The sequence below is a fragment of the Streptomyces glaucescens genome (genome assembly GCF_000761215.1).
GTDB classification, from domain to species: Bacteria; Actinomycetota; Actinomycetes; order Streptomycetales; family Streptomycetaceae; genus Streptomyces; species Streptomyces glaucescens_B.
This window is the reverse complement of sequence record NZ_CP009438.1, coordinates 6206773-6224321: the sequence shown is the minus strand read 5'-3', so window position 1 is coordinate 6224321 and position 17549 is coordinate 6206773. Positions and strand designations below refer to the sequence as shown.

Here is a 17549-nt window from a genome sequence, read left to right as displayed (position 1 = left end):
ATGACTGAGCGTCAGAAGGACCGGCCGTGGCTCATGCGGACCTACGCCGGTCACTCCACGGCCGAGGCGTCCAACGAGCTGTACCGGCGCAACCTCGCCAAGGGCCAGACGGGTCTGTCGGTCGCCTTCGACCTGCCGACCCAGACGGGCTACGACCCGGACCACATCCTCGCCCGCGGTGAGGTCGGCCGGGTCGGGGTGCCCGTCGCGCACCTCGGTGACATGCGCCGGCTGTTCCAGGACATCCCCCTGGAGCAGATGAACACCTCGATGACCATCAACGCCACGGCCATGTGGCTGCTGGCGCTCTACCAGGTCGTGGCGGAGGAGCAGGGTGCGGACATCACCAGGCTCCAGGGCACGACCCAGAACGACATCGTCAAGGAGTACCTGTCCCGGGGCACCCACGTGTTCCCGCCGGGCCCGTCGCTCCGCCTGACGACGGACATGATCGCGTACACGGTCTCCCACATGCCCAAGTGGAACCCGATCAACATCTGCAGCTACCACCTGCAGGAGGCGGGCGCCACTCCGGTCCAGGAGATCGCGTACGCGATGTCCACCGCGATCGCCGTGCTCGACGCCGTGCGCGACTCCGGCCAGGTGCCGCAGGAGCGCATGGGCGACGTCGTCGCCCGCATCTCCTTCTTCGTCAACGCGGGCGTCCGCTTCGTCGAGGAGATGTGCAAGATGCGGGCGTTCGGCCGCATCTGGGACAAGATCACGCGCGAGCGGTACGGCATCGAGAACCCCAAGCAGCGCCGCTTCCGCTACGGCGTCCAGGTCAACTCCCTCGGGCTGACCGAGGCGCAGCCGGAGAACAACGTCCAGCGGATCGTGCTGGAGATGCTGGCCGTGACGCTGTCCAAGGACGCCCGCGCCCGGGCCGTCCAGCTGCCCGCCTGGAACGAGGCGCTGGGCCTGCCGCGCCCCTGGGACCAGCAGTGGTCGCTGCGCATCCAGCAGGTGCTCGCCTACGAGAGCGACCTGCTGGAGTACGACGACATCTTCGAGGGCTCGACGGTGATCGAGGCGAAGGTCGGCGAGCTCGTCGCCGAGGCCCTCGCGGAGATCGAGCGGATCCAGGAGATGGGCGGCGCGATGGCGGCCGTCGAGTCCGGCTACCTCAAGTCGCAGCTGGTCGCCTCGCACGCCGAGCGCCGGGCGCGCATCGAGTCCGGCCAGGAGAAGATCGTCGGGGTCAACATCTTCGAGACGACCGAACCGAACCCGCTCACCGCCGACCTGGACACCGCGATCCAGACGGTCGACCCGGCCGTCGAGGCCCGGGTCGTCGAGTCGCTGCGGAACTGGCGCGACACCCGCTACCAGCCGCCCTTCAACCACCCGCGCCCCTGCAAGGCGCTGGAGCGCCTGAAGGAGGCCGCCCAGGGCACCGGCAACCTCATGGAGGCCACCCTGGAGTGCGCCCGCGCCGGCGTCACCACCGGCGAGTGGGCCGGGGCCCTGCGCGAGGTGTTCGGCGAGTTCCGCGCCCCCACGGGCGTGTCGTCGGCGCCGGTGGCGATCGCGGCCGAGGAGGGCTCCACGCTGGCCCTGGTGCGCCGCAAGGTGGAGCTGACCGCCCAGGAGATGGGCGTGGGCAAGCTGCGCTTCCTGGTCGGCAAGCCCGGCCTGGACGGGCACTCCAACGGGGCCGAGCAGATCGCCGTGCGGGCCCGCGACGCCGGCTTCGAGGTGGTCTACCAGGGCATCCGGCTCACCCCGGAGCAGATCGTGGACGCCGCGCTCGCCGAGGACGTGCACGCGGTGGGCCTGTCCATCCTGTCCGGCTCGCACGCCCAGCTGGTCCCGGACGTGCTGGAACGGCTGCGTGTGGCCGGTGCCACAGATATACCGGTGATCGCCGGTGGCATCATCCCCAGCGGTGACGCCGAACAGCTGCGGGCCGCCGGAGTGGCCGCGGTCTTCACCCCGAAGGACTTCGACATCACCGGGATCATCGGCCGCATCGTCGACGAGATCCGCACAGCGAACAAGCTCGACCCCCTGGAGGTCCCCGCATGACCGCCCACCCGTCGCCCACCACCGCCCTTCCAGCGGGCGGCTCCGCCGCGCGCCCTTCTGTCGACCGCCTTCGCCCCCGGCGTTCCTGCCTGGCGGTGCCGGGCTCGAACCCGCGCTTCCTGGAGAAGGCCCAGGGCCTCCCGGCGGACCAGGTCTTCCTCGACCTGGAGGACGCCTGCGCCCCGCTGGCCAAGCCCGAGGCGCGGCACACCATCGTGAAGTTCCTCAACGAGGGCGACTGGACCGGCAAGACGCGGGTGGTGCGCGTCAACGACTGGACGACCGAGTGGACGTACCGCGACGTCGTCACGGTCGTCGAGGGCGCCGGGCCGAACCTGGACTGCATCATGCTGCCGAAGGTGCAGAACGCGCAGCAGATCGTGGCGCTGGACCTCCTGCTGACCCAGATCGAGAAGACGATGGGCTTCGAGGTCGGCCGGATCGGCATCGAGGCGCAGATCGAGAACGCGCAGGGCCTGAACAACGTCAACGAGATCGCGCAGGCCTCCCCGCGCATCGAGACGATCATCTTCGGCCCGGCCGACTTCATGGCCTCCATCAACATGAAGTCGCTGGTCGTGGGCGAGCAGCCGCCCGGCTACCCGGCGGACGCCTACCACTACATCCTGATGAAGATCCTCATGGCCGCCCGCGCCAACGACCTCCAGGCGATCGACGGCCCCTACCTCCAGATCCGCAACGTCGACGGCTTCCGCGAGGTCGCCGGCCGCGCCGCCGCGCTCGGCTTCGACGGCAAGTGGGTGCTGCACCCCGGCCAGGTCGACGCCGCCAACGAGGTCTTCTCGCCCTCCCAGGAGGACTACGACCACGCCGAGCTGATCCTGGACGCGTACGACTACTACACGTCCGAGGCGGGCGGCAAGAAGGGCTCCGCGATGCTCGGCGACGAGATGATCGACGAGGCCAGCCGCAAGATGGCGCTGGTCATCGCGGGCAAGGGCCGTGCCGCCGGCATGACGCGCACCAGCACGTTCGAGATCCCGGAGGCGTAGGGCCATGCAGTTCGGACGCACCTACGAGGAGTTCGAGGTCGGCGCGGTGTACAAGCACTGGCCGGGCAAGACGGTCACGGAGTACGACGACCACCTGTTCTGTCTCCTCACCATGAACCACCACCCGCTCCACATGGACGCGAACTACGCCGAGCGGACGACCGACTTCGGCAAGAACGTGGTGGTCGGCAACTACATCTACTCCCTGCTGCTCGGCATGAGCGTGCCGGACGTCTCCGGCAAGGCGATCGCCAACCTGGAGATCGAGTCGCTGAAGCACGTGGCGCCGACCTTCCACGGCGACACGATCTACGGCGAGACGACCGTGCTCGACAAGTGGCCGTCGAAGTCGAAGGACGACCGCGGCATCGTCCACGTCGAGACCAGGGGCTACAAGCAGGACGGCACGCTGGTCTGCGTCTTCCGCCGCAAGGTGATGGTGCCGACCGAGACGTACATCAAGGAGCGCGGCGGCGAGCAGCCGGGCCGCCCCCAGCTCGAGGAGCAGGAGAAGTAACCATGGCCCGCCTCGCCCAGACCCACGGCCTCACGGACGTCCAGCGGGAGATCCTCTCCACGGTCCGCGACTTCGTGGACAAGGAGATCATCCCGGTCGCGACGGAGCTGGAGCACCGCGACGAGTACCCGCAAGCGATCGTGGACGGCCTGAAGGAGCTCGGCCTCTTCGGTCTGATGATCCCCGAGGAGTACGGGGGGCTGGGCGAGTCGCTGCTGACGTACGCGCTGTGCGTGGAGGAGATCGCCCGCGGCTGGATGTCGGTCTCCGGCATCATCAACACGCACTTCATCGTGGCGTACATGCTCAAGCAGCACGGCACGCAGGAGCAGAAGGACCACTTCCTGCCGAGGATGGCGGCCGGCGACATCCGCGGCGCCTTCTCGATGTCCGAGCCGGGCCTCGGCTCGGATGTGTCGGCGATCACGTCCAAGGCGGTGAGGGACGGCGACGAGTACGTCCTCACCGGCCAGAAGATGTGGCTCACGAACGGCGGCACGTCGTCCCTGGTGGCCGTTCTGGTGCGAAGTGATGAAGGACACCCCGAGGGCACCGCGCCCCACAGGTCGATGACCACCTTCCTGGTCGAGAAGGAGCCCGGCTTCGGCCAGGTCCGCCCCGGCCTGACCATCCCGGGCAAGATCGACAAGATGGGCTACAAGGGGGTCGACACCACCGAGCTCATCATGGATGGCCTGCGGATTCCCGCCGACCGGGTGCTCGGCGGCGTCACCGGACGCGGTTTCTACCAGATGATGGACGGCGTCGAGGTCGGGCGCGTCAACGTCGCGGCGCGTGGCTGCGGGGTCGCTCAGCGCGCCTTCGAACTGGGTGTCCGGTACGCCCAGCAGCGTCACACGTTCGGCAAGCCGATCGCCCAGCACCAGGCGATCCAGTTCAAGCTGGCCGAAATGGCTACCAAGGTCGAGGCCGCTCATGCGATGATGGTGAACGCAGCGCGCAAAAAGGACTCCGGGGAGCGAAACGACCTCGAAGCAGGGATGGCGAAGTACCTCGCCTCCGAGTACTGCAAGGAGGTCGTGGAAGATGCCTTCCGGATCCACGGCGGCTACGGCTTCTCCAAGGAGTACGAGATCGAGCGCCTCTACCGGGAGGCCCCGATGCTGCTCATCGGTGAAGGTACCGCCGAGATCCAGAAAATGATCATCGGGCGGAGGCTGCTCGAAGAGTATCGATTCCAGGGCTGATTGCCCGGAACGGGGTGTTTTCTTCGAGAAGAAGATCACACCCCGTAGGCACTCTTCGGCCGCCGACTCGGCTTCCTGACTTACCCAGTTGTGGCGGTTAGCCGCTACGATCGCGGGAAAGCCGCCGTCCCCCCGTCAGAAGCGCGGCATCATCCGCTACGAAGGTCATCCATGCCCCACAGCCAAACCTCTGCACCTCGCGACAGCCGAGCCGGCGTACGCCTCGCGCGCGGAGCATCGCCGTGGCTTCTCCCGACCGTCGCCACCGCAGCCCTCAGCCTGGCCAAGGCGCGCCGCTCCGGCGCCGCCAAGGCCGTCGCCGTTCCCGCCACCGCGCTCGCGGCGGGGATGCTGTGGTTCTTCCGCGACCCCGAGCGCGAGATCGCCACGGGCCGGGTCATCTCGCCCGCCGACGGTGTGGTGCAGAGCATCATGCCGTGGAAGGACGGACGGACCCGCGTCGCGATCTTCATGAGCCCGCTCAACGTCCACGTCAACCGCGCGCCGCTGGCCGGCACGGTGACGTCGGTGGAGCACATCCCGGGCGGCTTCGTTCCCGCTTTCAACAAGGAGAGCGAGAACAACGAGCGGGTCGTGTGGCACTTCGACACCGAGCTGGGCGACATCGAGATGATCCAGATCGCCGGCGCGGTCGCCCGTCGCATCGTCCCCTACGTCCCGCAGGGGACCAAGGTGGAGCAGGGCGAGCGGATCGGCCTGATCCGCTTCGGCTCCCGGGTCGACCTGTACCTGCCCGAGGGCGTGGAGGTCGCGGTGGAGGTCGGCCAGAAGACAGTGGCTGGGGTGACTCGCATTGACCGTGACTGATCCGGAGGCGCAGCCGGGCTGGGTCCCCGAGGCCATCGAGGACGACGAGGAGGAGATGCCGCTCTCGCTCCGCCTGTCGATAGCGGACACCCTCACCCTCGGCAACGCCACCTGCGGCTTCATGGCCGTGTACTTCACCACCACCGGCATCCTGATCCCGCACCTCACGGGCAGCCAGGAGACCGGCATGGCCCGTCACAGCGCGGCCACCGCGGTGATCCTGATGCTGTGCGCGGCGGTCTTCGACCTGTTCGACGGCCTGGTGGCGCGCAAGCTGCGCTCCTCCCCCATGGGCGCCGAGCTGGACAACCTCTCCGACCTGATCAGCTTCGGCCTGGCTCCGGCGTACTTCGTCCTGGTCTACGGCATGGTCGCGAACGACGCGCACCAGCGGGTGGCGGCGGTCGGCGCGATCGTCGTGCTGCTGGCGGTGGTGCTCAGGCTCGCGAGATTCTCCTGCGTGACGGTGAAGGACGGCACGTTCCAGGGCATGCCGAGCCCCTTCGGCGCGCTCACGGTGGTCTCCATCGTGCTGCTGGAGCTGCCCTTCGAGGCGACGCTGCTGGCGATCATCGGCACGGCGTGGCTGATGGTCAGCCGGGTCGAGTACCCGAAGCCGCGCGGCCCGCTGGCGGTGGCGATGCTGTCCTGGATCGTCTCCGCGATGGGTCTGCTCGCCGCCTGGGCCTTCGACGCCCCCGGCGGCCAGCTGCTCCTCCAGGCCGGCTGCGCGCTCCAGCTGGTCCTCGGCGCGGTCATCCCGCTGTTCGCCACGGCCCGCCGGGTGAACAACTTCCGCGACAACCGCCGCGAGGCGCGGGCGGCGCAGCTGCCGTAACGTCGCAGCGGACGCACGACGACGAAGGCCCCGGACCTCACGGTCCGGGGCCTTCCCGCATCCCGGGGCGGGCACGCGAGAGCCCGCCGGCGTTCGAGGGCGGCGCCCTGTCCAGGGGACCGCAAGGGGGGTCGGGGCGACGCCCCGGTCGCCGGCCCGGCTCCTGGGACGCAGACCCGCCCAGGGCCCAAGCGGGGTCCCCGGGCGGGGCCTGCCCGGCCCTGGGCACGCAGACCCGTCCTGAACCGCAGCGGGACCGCGCGGGCGGTACCCGATCAGCCCGTCCGGCGTTTGAGGACGAGGCCCGTGCAGGGCCGGAGCGGGGGTTCGGGGGCGGCAGCCCCCGGGACGGGAAGGGTGAGGGCGGCGGGGGCGGAGAACACCCGCCCCGGCCTCAGCGCAGGAAGTCCCGGCCGATGGACTCCGCCACCCGCTCCAGGATGGGCCCGGCCTCGGCGATGCACTTCGCCACGTCCGGCTCGACCTCCGTCAGCGGGTAGGCCCGCCGGATCCCGGCGCTGCCCAGCACCTCGGGCGCCAGGGCGAGCCGCCCGCACACCGCGACGACCTCCTTGCCGGCCGCCCGCGCCGCCGCGGCCACGCCCGCCGGCGCCTTGCCGTGCAGGGTCTGCTCGTCGAGCGAGCCCTCACCGGTGATCACCAGGTCGGCCCGCTCCAGCGCGGGGGCGAACCCGAGCACCTCCAGCATGACCTCGATGCCGGCCCGGAACCGGGCCCCGACGAGCAGCGCGCCATAGCCGATGCCCCCGGCCGCGCCCGCGCCGGGCGCCTCCGCGTACTCCGCAGCCTTCGCACCGGCACCGGGCGTCCCGGCGAGCACCTTCGCGTAGTGGGCGAGCGCCGCGTCCAGTGCGGCCACGTCGTCCGGCGAGGCGCCCTTCTGCGGGCCGTAGACGGCCGGCGCGCCCTTGGGACCGGTCAGCGGGTTGTCGACGTCGCTGGCAAGCACCAATTCGACCTCGGCCAGGCGCGGGTCGAGGCCGGACAGGTCCGCGGAAGCGAGGGCGGCGAGGCCCCCGCCGCCGGGCGCGACCGGCTCCCCGCCGGCGTCCAGGAAGCGCGCCCCGAGGGCGGCCAGCATGCCCGCGCCGCCGTCCGTCGTCGCGCTGCCGCCGACACCGAAGACGATCGTGCGGGCCCCGGCGTCGAGTGCGGCGCGCAAAAGCTCCCCGGAGCCGTACGTGGAGGCGGTGAGCGGGGCGAAGACGCCCTCGGGCAGCCGCTGCAGCCCGCTCGCCTCCGCCATCTCCACGACCGCGGTGTCCCCGCGCAGCGCGTAGGCGGCCGTCACCTCGTCGCCGAGCGGTCCCGTCACCCGGACCTCGTGGCGCTCGAACCCGGCGGCGACCGCCGCGGCCACCGTGCCGTCGCCACCGTCGGCCACGGGCATCGCCTCGACCACGACGTCCGGTACGACCCGGCGCAGCCCGGCGGTGACCCGCTCGGCGACCTGTACGGCCGTCAGCGAGCCCTTGAACTTGTCCGCGGCGACGAGCACCCTGCGGGCGCCGTCCTGTGCAGCGTCAGCCACCTTGCTTTTCCCCTTGCTCTCCGAGCCTTGCCCACGTCAAGGCAGTCGCGCCGCTGCGACCATAACCTCAGCGAGCCCCCGCCGTCATGCCCCTGCCCGGAGGGTGGAACACCGTGCGGCCGGCCGGCGGGAACGCCGGGCGAGCGGGCGGGGTCCCGGTGGAAGCGGCCGGAATCGGGTACCCCGGGACCCATGACCTCCGTGGGCACCCACGCGCCCTCCCCCGCCACCGCCGGCCCCGGCCTGGCCGACCGGATCCTGGGCGGCTGGCTCGGCCGGATCGCGGGCAACATGCTGGGCAAGCCGGTCGAGCAGGGCGAGGTGTGGACGCGCGAGCGCATCGACCGCTATCTGCGCGAGGCCGACGCCCTGCCGCTGACCGACTACCTGCCCGAGCCCCCCGCCGGCGCGGACGGCCTGCCCGCGCTGCGCCCGGAGTGGCGCGCGTGCGTCCGGGGCCGTGTCGACGGCAGCTGCCGCGACGACGACGTGGACTACGCGATCCTCGGCCTGCACCTGCTGGAGACCAGAGGCTTCGGCTTCAGCACGGAGCAGGTCGGCGACCTGTGGCTGCTGCGGCTGCCGTACCTGCAGACCTTCACGGCGGAACGCGCGGCCTACCGCAACCTCGCCAACGGGCTGCGGCCGCCGCTGACCGCGACGTACGACAACCCCTACCAGGAGTGGATCGGCGCCCTCATCCGCGCCGACATCCACGGCTGGACCTGCCCCGGAGCCCCCCGCCTGGCGGCCTCGCTGGCCCGCCGGGACGCGGTGCTGTCGCACACCGGCAACGGCGTGTACGGCGCGATGTGGGCGGCGGCGCTGATCTCCGCCGCGTTCACCGCGCCCACTGTCCGCGACGCCCTCGACACGGCCCTGGCCGTCGTCCCGGCGAGCAGCCGGCTGGCCCGTACCGTGCGGCGGGTGATCTCGCTCCACGACACCCGGATGACCTGGGAGGACACCCTGGCGACGGTGTCCGAGGAGACGGCCGGGGCGCACTGGATCCACGTGGTGCCGAACGCGGCGGTGCTCACGGCGGGACTGGTCTACGGCGACGGCGACTTCACCCGCACCATCGCGCTCACCGTCCGCGGCGGTCTGGACACCGACTCCAACGGGGCCACGGCGGGCTCGGTGGCCGGGGTGCTGAACGGGGCGCGCGCCATACCGGCCCAGTGGACGGAGCCGCTGCGGGACACGGTGCGCAGCGCGGTCTTCGGCTTCGACGGGGTGCGGATCAGCGAACTGGCGGAGCGGACCCTGCGGCTGGCGGAGTCCGCGCACTGACCACGCGCCGGGTGCGGGGGCGCGGCCCCGGCGCTGCGGTGTGCGTGGCATCGCCGAGCGGCGGCGCGTACGGGCGCGCTGGTTACCCTTCCAGGATGACCGACACTCCTGACTTCGCCGCGTACATCGCCGGACTGCCCCGGGTCCTCGCCGGGGCCGCCGCGCTCTTCCGGGACGCCGAGGGGCGGGTGCTGCTCGTCGAGCCGAACTATCGCGAGGGCTGGGCGCTGCCGGGCGGCACCGTCGAGTCCGACGACGGCGAGACCCCGCGCCAGGGCGCCCGCCGGGAGACCGCCGAGGAGATCGGCCTGGACCGTCCGCTGGGGCGGCTGCTCGCCGTGGACTGGGTGCACGGCCCGGACCGGCCGCCGCTGGTGGCGTACCTCTACGACGGCGGGGTGCTCACCGAGGACGACCTGAAGGCGATCCGGCTCCAGGAGGAGGAGCTGCTGTCCTGGCGGCTGGTGCCCCGCGAGGAGCTGACCGCCCACCTGCTGGGCGCGCTGGGCCGCCGGGTGCTGGCCGCGCTGGACGTCCTGGCGGAGGGCTCGGGAACGGCGGAGCTGGAGAACGGGCACCGGGTGGGGTGAGTGTCCGGCGGTGCGGGCCCGGCGGGTGGGGTTCAGCCCTCCTCGCGGGGTTTGACGTCGACCTCGCGCAGCGCCTCGTCACGGGTGACGAGCCTCGCCTCGGTGCGGTGCCCGCGCTCGATGTAGTCGCGCAGGACCAGCTCGACGGCGTCCTGGGGGCTGCCGACACCGGCGAGCACCATGGTTTCCACGACGAGTTCGGCGTCGAGCGAGACATTGACCTTGGCCATGCGCGGACCCTAGCACCGCGCTCCGCCTCCCGGATATCCGTTCGCCCCGGCCTGCGGGCCCGCCCTACGCTCGGCGGCATGAGCAAGCCCCTCGTCGCCCTGCTGACCGGCGCCGGTGTCTCGACCGACTCCGGCATCCCCGACTACCGCGGCCCCCAGGGGCTGTGGCGGCGCGACCCCGAGGCCGAGAAGCTGGTGACGTACGAGTACTACATGGGCGACCCGGAGATCCGCCGCCGCTCCTGGCTGATGCGACGGGACGCCGGGGCCCTGGGGGCCGAACCGAACGCCGCGCACCGGGCGGTGGCGGAACTGGAGAGGTCCGGGGTGCCGGTGCGGGTGATCACCCAGAATGTGGACGGTCTGCACCAGCTCGCCGGGATGCCCGACCGCAAGGTCCTCGAACTGCACGGCACGGCACGCCGGTACGTCTGCACGGCGTGCCACGCGGGCGGTCCGATGGAGGACGCCCTGGCCCGGGTCGAGGCCGGGGAGCCGGATCCGCCGTGCCGGGAGTGCGGGGGCATCCTGAAACCGGCGACGGTGATGTTCGGCGAGCGGCTCGACCCGGTGGTGCTCGGCGACGCCGTCGCCGTCACGAAGGCCTGCCAGGTCTTCATCGCCGCCGGCACCAGCCTCCAGGTGCAGCCCGCCGCGGGCCTGGCGGGCGTCGCCGCGGACCACGGCGCCCGCCTGATCGTCGTCAACGCCGAGCCGACGCCGTACGACGAGCTGGCCGACGAGGTGATCAGGGACCCGATCGGCACGGCCCTGCCCGCCCTGCTGCGCCGGGTGGGACAGTCGGCGTAGGGCCGGCCGGCCCCGGCCCGTGCCGCGTCAGGCGCCGCCACGGAGCCCGTGCGCCTCGTAGTGGTACTCCCCCTCGCGAGACCGAGCGGGTCCGCTCACTGGAGCGGGCCGTGGACGTAGGCCACCGGGTTCGGGGCGGGTCCGGGGCGGTCAGAACAGCGCGGTGCCCGACTCGAAGTCCAGCAGGCGCTGCTTGCGGGCGAGGCCGCCGCCGTAGCCGGTGAGGCTGCCGTCGGTGCCGACCACGCGGTGGCAGGGGATGATGATGCCGATCGGGTTCCTGCCGTTGGCGAGGCCGACCGCGCGGGACGCCCTGGGATTGCCGAGGGCGGCGGCGAGCCGGCCGTAGGTGCGGGTCTCGCCGTACGGGATGGTCCGCAGGTGCTCCCAGACGCGGCGCTGGAACGGGGTGCCGTGCAGGCGCAGCGGGAGGGTGAACTCGGTCAGCCGGCCCGCGAAGTAGGCCTCCAGTTGTTCCTCCGCCTCGGCGAAGGGGCGCTGGTCGCGGGAGCCGAAGGTCTCCTCGGGCGGCCGGTGGCGCTGGTCCTCCATGTACACGCCGCACAGGACGCCGTCGTCGGCGACCAGGGTCAGCGGGCCGTACGGACTGTCGATCACCGTGTGCTGTCTCATGACGGTTCCTGGTTCTCTGGTGCCTCATACCGGCAGGAAGTTGATGGGGTGGTCGTCCGTCGCCCACAGGTACTGGACGGCGTACGCCCGCCAGGGCCGCCAGGCCGCCGCGCGGGCGGTGAGCGCGGCCGGGGTGGAGGGCAGGCCCAGTTCCCGGGCGGCGCGGCGGACGCCGAGGTCGGTGGGGAGGAAGGCGTCGGGGTCGCCGAGGGCCCGCATCGCGATCACGTCGGCCGTCCACGGGCCGAAGCCGGGGAGGGCGAGGAGCCTGGCACGGGCCTCCGGCCAGTCGCTCTCCACGCCCAGGGGCAGCGAGCCGTCGGCGAGCCGGCCGACGAGGGTGGTGAGGGTCACGCGGCGGGTGCGGGGCATCGCCAGGGACTCCGGGTCGACGGCGGCGAGGTCCGCCGGTGCCGGGAACAGGTGGGTGAGGCCGCCCTCGGGGTCGTCGACGGCCTCGCCGTGCGCACTGACCAGGCGGGCCGCGTGGGTGCGGGCGGCGGCCGTGGAGACCTGCTGGCCGAGTACGGCCCGTACCGCGAACTCCGCCTCGTCGACCGTGCGCGGGACCCGTCGCCCGGGTGCCTTGTCCACCAGCGGGGCGAGCACCGGGTCCGTGCGCAGCTGGTCGTCGATGGCGACCGGGTCGGCGTCCAGGTCGAGCAGGCGGCGGCAGCGGCTGATGGCGACGGGCAGGTCGCGCAGGTCGGTGAGGGTGAGGCGGCAGGCGATGTGGTCGGGGCGCGGGGTGAGCGCGGCGATGCCGTGCCCGTAGGGGAGGCGCAGGGTGCGGCGGTAGGCGCCGTCCCGCCACTCCTCGACGCCGGGCACGGCGGTCGCGGCCAGGTGGCCGAAGAGGTTGTCGGGGTTGAGGGGGGCGCGGAAGGGGAGGCGCAGGGAGATCGCTCCGGGGGTGCCGGCGGGTGTCCCGGCGGGGTTCGTCCGGGGTGTGCGGGTGCGCAGGTCGCTGGGGGTGAGGGCGTAGACCTCGCGGACGGTGTCGTTGAAGGTGCGGATGGAGGCGAAGCCCGCCGCGAAGGCGATCTCCGCCATCGGCAGGGCGGTCGTCTCGATCAGCAGGCGGGCCGTCTGGGCCCGCTGGGCGCGGGCGAGGGCGAGCGGGCCGGCGCCCAGCTCGGCGAGCAGCTGGCGTTCGATCTGCCGGGTGCTGTAGCCGAGCCGGGCGGCGAGGCCGGGGACGCCCTCGCGGTCCACGACGCCGTCGGTGATCAGCCGCATGGCGCGGGCCACGAGGTCGGCGCGCTGGTTCCACTCCGGGGAGCCGGGGCTGGTGTCGGGGCGGCAGCGCTTGCAGGCCCGGAAGCCGGCCTGCTGGCAGGCGGCCGCGCTCGGGTGGAACACCATGTTCTCCCGCTTGGGCGGTACGACCGGGCAACTGGGCCGGCAGTAGATCCCGGTGGTCAGGACGGCGGTGAAGAACCAGCCGTCGAAGCGGGCGTCCTTGGACCGGACGGCGCGGACACAGCGCTCGATGTCGGTGTGCATCCCCATCTGCATGCGTCCAGCATCCGGCACCGGGGGCACGCGGGCTGGCGAGAATCCGACATCGACCCCGACTGTCCTGGACCGGTCCGGATCACCCGGACCGGCCGGGCCGCCACGCGGACTCGCGCAGCAGCCGCAGTCCGTTCAGGCCGACCAGCACGGTCGAACCCTCGTGGCCGGCGACACCGAGCGGCAGCGGGAGGTGGCCGGCCAGGTCCCAGACGACCAGGACGGTGATGAAGGTGCCGGCGATGACCAGGTTCTGCACCACCAGGCGGCGGGCGGCGCGGGACAGTCGGACGACCGCCGGGACGGCGGCGAGCTCGTCGCGGACGACGACCGCGTCGGCGGTCTCCAGGGCCAGGTCGGATCCGGCGCGGCCCATCGCGATGCCGGAGTGGGCGGCGGCGAGGGCGGGCGCGTCGTTGACCCCGTCGCCGACGAACAGCACCTTGCGGCCGGTCCGCTGGATGTCGTGCACGGCACCGGCCTTGTCCTCGGGCAGCAGCTCCGCCCGGACGTCGGTGAGCCCGGTGGCCTCGGCGACGCGGGCGGCGGTGTGCCGGTTGTCGCCGGTGAGCAGGACGGGCGGGGTGCCGGTCAGGGCGGTGAGGGCGGCGGTGGTGGCGGCGGCGTCGGGGCGCAGGCGGTCGGTGAGGGCCAGGGTGCCGACGGGGACGCCGTCCCGGTGGACGGTGACGACGGTGGCGCCCCGCTCCCGCGGGCCGGCGTCGGGCCGCGCACCGGCGGCCTGTGCCCCGTGGGGCTCCCGCGGCGGACCGGGCACGGCGTCCCGCGCACGGCCGACCGTCACCGGCCGGCCGTCCACCACCGCCGAGACCCCCTCCCCCGGTGTCGCCGTGAACTTCTCCGCCGTCGCGATCGGCAGTCCCCGCTCCCGGGCCGCCGCCACGATCGCCCGGGCCAGCGGATGCTCGCTGGGGTGCTCGGCCGCCGCGGCGAGGGCGAGCAGTCGCTCCTCGTCGAGCCCGGAGCCCGGCAGCGGCCGTACGGCCGTGACCTCGGGGGCGCCTTCGGTCAGGGTGCCGGTCTTGTCGAGGGCGGCGGTGTCGGTCTCGCCGAGGCGCTCCATCGCGACGGCCGACTTGACCAGGACGCCGTGCCGGCCGGCGTTGGCGATGGCGGACAGCAGCGGCGGCATGGTGGCGAGGACGACCGCGCACGGCGAGGCGACGATCATGAAGGTCATCGCGCGCAGCAGGGCGTCGGTGAGGCCGGCGCCGAACGCGAGCGGGACCGCGAAGACGGCGAGGGTGGCGGCCACCACGCCGACGGCGTAGCGCTGCTCGACCTTCTCGATGAAGAGCTGGGTGGGTGCCTTGGTGCGGGAGGCCTCCTCGACCAGGGTGACGATGCGGGCGATGACGGAGTCGGCGGGGTCGCGGTCGACGCGGACGCGCAGGGCGCCGGTGCCGTTGAGGGTGCCGGCGAAGACCTCGTCGCCGGGGCGCTTGACGACCGGGAGGGGTTCGCCGGTGATGGTGGCCTGGTCGGCCTCGCTGGTGCCGTCCAGGACCGTGCCGTCGGCGCCGATCAGCTCGCCCGGCCGGATCAGCAGCGTGTCGCCGACGGCGAGTCCGGCGGCGGGAACGGTCTCCTCGGTGCCGTCGGCGTGGATCCGGGTCGCGGTGGCGGGGGCGAGGTCGAGCAGGCCGCGCACGGAGTCGGCGGTGCGGGCGGTGGCCAGGGCCTCCAGGGCGCCGGAGGTGGCGAAGATGACGATCAGCAGGGCGCCGTCGAGGACCTGGCCGATCGCGGCGGCGCCGAGGGCGGCGACGATCATCAGCAGGTCGACGTCGAGGGTCTTCTCGCGCAGGGCGCGCAGTCCCTCCAGGGCGGGCTCCCAGCCGCCCGTGACGTAGGCGACCGCGTAGGCGACGCCGTGGGCCCAGGCGGGGGCTCCGCCGAGATCGAGTGCGAGGCCCAGCAGGAAGGCGGCCAGCGCGGCGAGTGCCCAGCGGGCCTCGGGGAGCGCGAGGACCCGGGTGCGGCGGCGGGGGGCCGGCTGGGTGCGGGCGGAGGTCTGTCGGGGAGCGAGAGTCGCGGACACGCGCCACACCATACAGGAACACATGAAGACTCATTCATTCGTTCATGTACGGTCGGTAAGATACACGCCATGGGTCATGGAGCCGTCACCAGCGCGCAGAGCGCCCCCGAGCGCGTCCGTCTCGACGCGGACAACGTGGCGAAGGTGGCCACCACCCTCCAGGCCCTGTCGACCCCCTCCCGGCTGCTGATCCTCGCGCGGCTGCGCGAAGGACCGCTGCCGGCCACCGAGCTGGCGGCCGAGGTGGGCATGGAGCAGTCGGCGTGCTCGCACCAGCTACGGCTGCTGCGCAACCTCGGACTGGTGGTGGGCGAGCGCCGGGGCCGGTCGGTGGTGTACGCGCTGCACGACCACCATGTCGCCGAGCTGCTCGACCAGGCGGTGTACCACGTGGAGCACCTGCGCCTGGGGATCAGCGACACCGCGGAGTGACGGCGGACCCGGCGACCGGCGGCACCCCTAGAAATTGATCATGTGCCCGGCGAGGCCGTGCACCGCTTCCTTCACCGCCTCGCTCAGCGTCGGGTGGGCGTGCACGTTGCGGGCCACCTCGTGCACGGTCAGGTCCCACTGCTGGGCGAGGGTCAGCTCGGGCAGCAGCTCGGTGACGTCCGGGCCGATCAGGTGACCGCCGATCAGCTCGCCGTACCGGGCGTCGCTGATCAGCTTGACGAAACCGGTGGAGTCGCCGAGGCCGTGCGCCTTGCCGTTGGCGGTGAAGGGGAACTTGGCGACCTTCACGTCATGGCCCAGATCGCGGGCCTGGGCCTCGGTGTAGCCGAAGCTGGCGATCTGCGGCTGGCAGAAGGTGGCGCGGGGGATCATGGCGTAGTCGAGTTCCATGGTCTCCGCGTCGGCGATGGTCTCGGCGGCGACCACGCCCATCGCCTCGGCGGCGTGCGCCAGCATCAGCTTGGCCGTGACGTCGCCGATGGCGTACAGGTGCGGCACCGAGGTGCGGCAGCGGCCGTCGACGTCGACGGCGCCGCGCTCGGTGAGCCGGACACCGGTGTTCTCCAGGCCGTAGCCCTCCACGTTCGGGCCGAAGCCGATGGCCTGGAGCACCTTGTCGGCCTCCAGGACCTGCTGGGAGCCGTCCTTCGCGGTGACCGTGACCCGGACCTGGGGGCCGGACTCGTCGATGGCGTCGACGCGGGTGGAGGTGAGCACGTCGATGCCGAGGCGCCGGTACTGCTTGGCGAGTTCGGCGGAGACGTCGGCGTCCTCGGTGGGGGCGACACGGTCCAGGAACTCGACGATGGTGACCTTCACGCCGTAGTTGTGCAGGACGTACGCGAACTCGATGCCGATGGCGCCGGCGCCCGCGATGACGATGGAGCGGGGCAGGTCGTCGGCGAGGATCTGCTCCTCGTAGGTCACCACACGGGCGCTGCGCTTGGTACCGGGCAGCAGTTTCGGGGTGGCGCCGGTCGCGATGACGCAGTTCTCGAAGCCGATGGTGCGGGTGGTGCCCTCGTAGTCGGTGACCTGGAGGGTGTGCGGGTCGAGGAAGGTGCCGCGGCCGTCGAACTCGGTGATCCCGTTCTTCTTCATCAGGTAGTGGACGCCCTTGACCCGGCCGTCGGCGACCTTGCGGCTGCGGCGGAACGCCTCGCCGTAGTCGAAGGTGATCGGCGCGTCCGACCGGATGCCGAAGGTCTTCGCCTCGCGGGTGACGATGTGCGCGAGTTCGGCGTTGCGCAGCAGGGCCTTGGTGGGGATGCAGCCGACGTTCAGGCAGACGCCGCCCCAGTACTTCTCCTCGATGACGGCGACGCGTCCGCCCAGCTGGGCGGCGCGGATGGCGGCGACGTACCCGCCGGGGCCGGCGCCGAGTACGACGACGTCGAAGCGCTCGTCCTGCTCAACCATGCGCGAGGTCCCTTCGGTGCGGTGCGAGCGGTGGGTACCAGTCCGGATTGTCCCGTTCCGCACCGCTCCCCGCCACCTGCCGCTGCCACCCCCATCGCCACCGGCACACCGGCACCGGCACCGGCCACGTGCCCCAGGCGGCGCCCTCAGCGGCCGGGAGCCGCGCGGCTGATGCCGGCGAGGGCGGAGTGCGGGTCCTCGGCGGCCGCCAGGTCGCCGAGGCTGACCATGCCGACCGGGCAGCCGCCGTGCTCGACGACGGGCAGCCGCCGCACGGCGTACCGGCGCATCAGCTCGACGGCGTGCTCGGTGGTGTCCTCGGGTGAGAGGGTGACCAGGGGCGGCCGGGTGCACAGCTCGCCGACCCTGGTCCGCGTGGGGTCGCGGCCCTCGGCGACGGCCCGCACGGCGATGTCCCGGTCGGTGAGGACGCCGAAGAGATCGCGGTCGTAGGCCACCAGGACGTCGCCGATGTCCCGCTCGCGCATCAGCGCGGCGGCCCGGGCGACCGTCGTCATCGGTTCGACGGATGCCACGCCCGGCGACATCACCTCCCGTAC

At 72.5% G+C, this 17549-nt stretch carries 17 protein-coding genes; 10 read left to right on the top strand and 7 right to left on the bottom strand.

Translation table 11 applies throughout. The annotated features are described in order from the left end of the window. The 6 genes from SGLAU_RS26895 (at window position 1) to pssA (ending at window position 6432) form a co-directional block, all read left to right on the top strand. Window positions 1-2028, top strand: a complete 2028-nt coding sequence (locus SGLAU_RS26895; RefSeq protein ID WP_043505094.1) for a protein meaA — start codon at window positions 1-3, stop codon at window positions 2026-2028. Then, window positions 2025-3041, top strand: coding sequence for an HpcH/HpaI aldolase/citrate lyase family protein (locus SGLAU_RS26890; protein ID WP_052413902.1), 1017 nt, complete (start codon window positions 2025-2027; stop codon window positions 3039-3041). Before SGLAU_RS26895 ends, SGLAU_RS26890 begins: the two co-directional genes overlap by 4 nt. Window positions 3042-3045: 4 nt before the next feature. After that, a complete protein-coding gene (locus tag SGLAU_RS26885) occupies window positions 3046-3558 on the top strand; it encodes a MaoC family dehydratase (protein WP_043505093.1) in 513 nt (170 codons plus the stop codon). A 2-nt stretch (window positions 3559-3560) separates the two neighbouring features. Continuing rightward, on the top strand, window positions 3561-4766 hold the full coding sequence (locus SGLAU_RS26880) for an acyl-CoA dehydrogenase family protein (RefSeq protein ID WP_043505092.1): 1206 nt from the start codon (window positions 3561-3563) through the stop codon (window positions 4764-4766). Between the two features lie 171 nt (window positions 4767-4937). Further along, window positions 4938-5594, top strand: a complete 657-nt coding sequence (locus SGLAU_RS26875; protein WP_078957915.1) for a phosphatidylserine decarboxylase — start codon at window positions 4938-4940, stop codon at window positions 5592-5594. Next, window positions 5581-6432: a CDP-diacylglycerol--serine O-phosphatidyltransferase gene (pssA, locus tag SGLAU_RS26870; RefSeq protein ID WP_043505089.1), complete on the top strand. Its 852-nt coding sequence runs from the start codon at window positions 5581-5583 to the stop codon at window positions 6430-6432. The genes SGLAU_RS26875 and pssA overlap by 14 nt, the downstream gene beginning before the upstream one ends. A 394-nt stretch (window positions 6433-6826) precedes the next feature. Here pssA and SGLAU_RS26865 read toward each other — a convergent pair whose 3' ends face one another. Beyond that, on the bottom strand, window positions 6827-7984 hold the full coding sequence (locus SGLAU_RS26865; protein ID WP_078957914.1) for a glycerate kinase: 1158 nt from the start codon (window positions 7982-7984) through the stop codon (window positions 6827-6829). A gap of 192 nt (window positions 7985-8176) precedes the next feature. On the opposite strand from SGLAU_RS26865, the gene SGLAU_RS26860 reads away from it, so the two are divergent. Together SGLAU_RS26860 and SGLAU_RS26855 are read left to right on the top strand one after the other, a co-directional pair. Further along, window positions 8177-9277, top strand: coding sequence for an ADP-ribosylglycohydrolase family protein (locus tag SGLAU_RS26860; protein ID WP_052413901.1), 1101 nt, complete (start codon window positions 8177-8179; stop codon window positions 9275-9277). Window positions 9278-9372: 95 nt separating this feature from the next. Beyond that, complete coding sequence (locus SGLAU_RS26855) at window positions 9373-9867, top strand: NUDIX domain-containing protein (protein WP_043505086.1); 495 nt, start codon at window positions 9373-9375, stop codon at window positions 9865-9867. A 32-nt stretch (window positions 9868-9899) separates the two neighbouring features. Here the strand turns inward: SGLAU_RS26855 and SGLAU_RS26850 are convergent, their stop codons facing one another. Further along, window positions 9900-10097: a type II toxin-antitoxin system VapB family antitoxin gene (locus SGLAU_RS26850; protein WP_043505084.1), complete on the bottom strand. Its 198-nt coding sequence runs from the start codon at window positions 10095-10097 to the stop codon at window positions 9900-9902. Window positions 10098-10175: 78 nt separating this feature from the next. Here SGLAU_RS26850 and SGLAU_RS26845 point away from each other — a divergent pair, with 78 nt between their 5' ends. Next, window positions 10176-10907: an SIR2 family NAD-dependent protein deacylase gene (locus SGLAU_RS26845; RefSeq protein ID WP_043505083.1), complete on the top strand. Its 732-nt coding sequence runs from the start codon at window positions 10176-10178 to the stop codon at window positions 10905-10907. A 150-nt stretch (window positions 10908-11057) separates the two neighbouring features. On the opposite strand, the gene SGLAU_RS26840 is transcribed toward SGLAU_RS26845, so the two are convergent. The 3 genes from SGLAU_RS26840 to SGLAU_RS26830 all read right to left on the bottom strand — a co-directional run bounded on the left by SGLAU_RS26840 (window position 11058) and on the right by SGLAU_RS26830 (window position 15129). Then, window positions 11058-11540, bottom strand: coding sequence for a methylated-DNA--[protein]-cysteine S-methyltransferase (locus SGLAU_RS26840; protein ID WP_043505082.1), 483 nt, complete (start codon window positions 11538-11540; stop codon window positions 11058-11060). Window positions 11541-11564: 24 nt separating this feature from the next. Continuing rightward, the gene (locus SGLAU_RS26835; protein ID WP_043507088.1) at window positions 11565-13046 is read right to left on the bottom strand and encodes an AlkA N-terminal domain-containing protein; all 1482 of its coding nucleotides are present in this window, start codon (window positions 13044-13046) and stop codon (window positions 11565-11567) included. A 91-nt stretch (window positions 13047-13137) separates the two neighbouring features. Next, window positions 13138-15129, bottom strand: a complete 1992-nt coding sequence (locus tag SGLAU_RS26830; protein ID WP_167551874.1) for a heavy metal translocating P-type ATPase — start codon at window positions 15127-15129, stop codon at window positions 13138-13140. Between the two features lie 57 nt (window positions 15130-15186). On the opposite strand from SGLAU_RS26830, the gene SGLAU_RS26825 reads away from it, so the two are divergent. Continuing rightward, the gene (locus SGLAU_RS26825) at window positions 15187-15549 is read left to right on the top strand and encodes an ArsR/SmtB family transcription factor (protein ID WP_043505081.1); all 363 of its coding nucleotides are present in this window, start codon (window positions 15187-15189) and stop codon (window positions 15547-15549) included. Window positions 15550-15576: 27 nt separating this feature from the next. Here SGLAU_RS26825 and lpdA read toward each other — a convergent pair whose 3' ends face one another. Then, window positions 15577-16989 (bottom strand): dihydrolipoyl dehydrogenase, encoded by a 1413-nt coding sequence (lpdA, locus tag SGLAU_RS26820; RefSeq protein WP_043505079.1) that lies wholly within the window; start codon window positions 16987-16989, stop codon window positions 15577-15579. Between the two features lie 146 nt (window positions 16990-17135). After that, on the bottom strand, window positions 17136-17537 hold the full coding sequence (locus SGLAU_RS35530) for a CBS domain-containing protein (protein WP_078958075.1): 402 nt from the start codon (window positions 17535-17537) through the stop codon (window positions 17136-17138). Window positions 17538-17549: the final 12 nt, after the last annotated feature.

What these genes read in the sequence shown, in the direction of transcription:
- SGLAU_RS26895 (WP_043505094.1), top strand. Translation starts at nt 1, where the DNA reads ATGACTGAGCGTCAGAAGGACCGGCCGTGGCTCATGCGGACCTACGCC.
- SGLAU_RS26855 (WP_043505086.1), top strand. Translation starts at nt 9,373, where the DNA reads ATGACCGACACTCCTGACTTCGCCGCGTACATCGCCGGACTGCCCCGG.
- SGLAU_RS26825 (WP_043505081.1), top strand. Translation starts at nt 15,187, where the DNA reads ATGGGTCATGGAGCCGTCACCAGCGCGCAGAGCGCCCCCGAGCGCGTC.
- SGLAU_RS26875 (WP_078957915.1), top strand. Translation starts at nt 4,938, where the DNA reads ATGCCCCACAGCCAAACCTCTGCACCTCGCGACAGCCGAGCCGGCGTA.
- SGLAU_RS26845 (WP_043505083.1), top strand. Translation starts at nt 10,176, where the DNA reads ATGAGCAAGCCCCTCGTCGCCCTGCTGACCGGCGCCGGTGTCTCGACC.
- SGLAU_RS26835 (WP_043507088.1), bottom strand. Translation starts at nt 13,046, where the DNA reads ATGCACACCGACATCGAGCGCTGTGTCCGCGCCGTCCGGTCCAAGGAC.
- SGLAU_RS26880 (WP_043505092.1), top strand. Translation starts at nt 3,561, where the DNA reads ATGGCCCGCCTCGCCCAGACCCACGGCCTCACGGACGTCCAGCGGGAG.
- SGLAU_RS26840 (WP_043505082.1), bottom strand. Translation starts at nt 11,540, where the DNA reads ATGAGACAGCACACGGTGATCGACAGTCCGTACGGCCCGCTGACCCTG.
- SGLAU_RS26860 (WP_052413901.1), top strand. Translation starts at nt 8,177, where the DNA reads ATGACCTCCGTGGGCACCCACGCGCCCTCCCCCGCCACCGCCGGCCCC.
- SGLAU_RS26830 (WP_167551874.1), bottom strand. Translation starts at nt 15,129, where the DNA reads ATGGTGTGGCGCGTGTCCGCGACTCTCGCTCCCCGACAGACCTCCGCC.
- SGLAU_RS26850 (WP_043505084.1), bottom strand. Translation starts at nt 10,097, where the DNA reads ATGGCCAAGGTCAATGTCTCGCTCGACGCCGAACTCGTCGTGGAAACC.
- SGLAU_RS35530 (WP_078958075.1), bottom strand. Translation starts at nt 17,537, where the DNA reads ATGTCGCCGGGCGTGGCATCCGTCGAACCGATGACGACGGTCGCCCGG.
- SGLAU_RS26890 (WP_052413902.1), top strand. Translation starts at nt 2,025, where the DNA reads ATGACCGCCCACCCGTCGCCCACCACCGCCCTTCCAGCGGGCGGCTCC.
- SGLAU_RS26885 (WP_043505093.1), top strand. Translation starts at nt 3,046, where the DNA reads ATGCAGTTCGGACGCACCTACGAGGAGTTCGAGGTCGGCGCGGTGTAC.
- lpdA (WP_043505079.1), bottom strand. Translation starts at nt 16,989, where the DNA reads ATGGTTGAGCAGGACGAGCGCTTCGACGTCGTCGTACTCGGCGCCGGC.